This is a genomic window from Frankia sp. CcWB2, assembly GCF_977927585.1.
This window is the reverse complement of record NZ_CDWRCM010000104.1, coordinates 14,499-15,878: the sequence shown is the minus strand read 5'-3', so window position 1 is coordinate 15,878 and position 1,380 is coordinate 14,499. Positions and strand designations below refer to the sequence as shown.

Here is a 1,380-nt window from a genome sequence, read left to right as displayed (position 1 = left end):
GAGATCTACACCGTCTAATTCGTCGGCAGCGTCAGATGTGTATAAGAGACAGTGAGAGGGCCAGTTCGATCACAAGATCAGCGACAGATCCCGTGGGGTGACCCCGCTTGTCGGCGAATAGGAGATGGCGTATACCGTCCCGCTTTGTGGCTACTGTTGCTGACCGGATACTCGACCAGCTTGCCAAGGTTCCCGCGGGTTTGGACGACGGCAGGTTGGCGGCGGCGATCGGGGCGAGCCGGGGCACGGTGAACCAGGTCTGCCGGAAGCTCGCGCAGGCGGGGCGGCTGGACCGGGGTCAGGGTCCCGACGGCCTGATTCTCAACCGTCTGGCGCTCGCGGCGACCTCGCCGCCCGAGGAACCGGAATCCGCTCCTGCCGCGGAATCCGCCGGTGTCGCCCCCTCGGCGCTCGCCGAGGGGGTCACTTCTCCCGCCGTGGCCGAGCCTGTTCCCAATGCGTCCGCGTCGGCCGAGTCCTCGTCGGCCCAGCCTGTTCCCGACGTCTCCGCGTCGGTTGAACGTGCTCCTGTGGGGTCTGAGCCTGCCGTCGCCGCCGCCGAGGCGGTCACGGCCACAGGCACCGATGAGCAGGCGGTCGATGGCGAGCCGGTGGACCTGCTCGTGGAGCCAGCCGCCGAGCTGGTGGTCGAGGTCGTCGAGCCCGACCCGGTCGCCGAGGCGGGTGCGGCGGCGGTCGAGGCGGCGGCGGTCGAGGCGGGTGCGGCGTCGGCCGTGCCGGCCCCGGAGCGCGCCGAGGATCCGGTCACAGCGATCGGCCAGGCCTTGGCCGCTCTGGACGAGGCGATGTCCGTGTTGGGCAGCACGATCGTCCCGGCCTCGCTCGATGCGGCAGGTGGTGCATCGCATGCCTCGCCGTCGCCAGGCGGTACGGTAACCGAGCTTTCCGGGGAGCGGCGGGCTCCCACGGAGCGCGCCGACGGCGTCGCGGGTGGCAGCCGGCCGGTAGCCGGCGCGCCCCTGCCCGCGGGGACGGCCGCGAGCAGGGAGACCCACGAGCCGGCGAGCAGGGGTACCGCACGCCGGGAAGGCGGGGAAGACGGGGCCGAGGGGAGCACCCCGACTTCGGGGAAGGCACCGGCCGATCGCGTGAGCACCGCACCGGTGCGTCGGAGCTGGTGGCGCCGAATGTTTGTCCGTAACGCCCATTGATGTAATTAACGGTACATAGGAGTCGAAATGAAATAACTTGCGCGTTTCGAACCCTCCACAGGCCTGTGACCTGCGATGATGCTCTCGATCACGTATTTGTTACTTCATTACGTCCCCATAGTCGGCAATGGGACCGGCTGTCGTCAGGTTGACGCGTCGACGATGTTGATCGGCAATAACGTTTCGAGCGTCACCGATCTACCAGGGG

General features: G+C 68.4%; 1 protein-coding gene. It reads left to right on the top strand.

Annotated features, from left to right (window positions below; translation table 11 throughout):
• The first annotated feature begins 146 nt into the window (after window positions 1-146).
• Window positions 147-1,172, top strand: coding sequence for a MarR family transcriptional regulator (locus ACY45C_RS12505; protein WP_462187789.1), 1,026 nt, complete (start codon window positions 147-149; stop codon window positions 1,170-1,172).
• The last annotated feature ends 208 nt before the right edge of the window (window positions 1,173-1,380 follow it).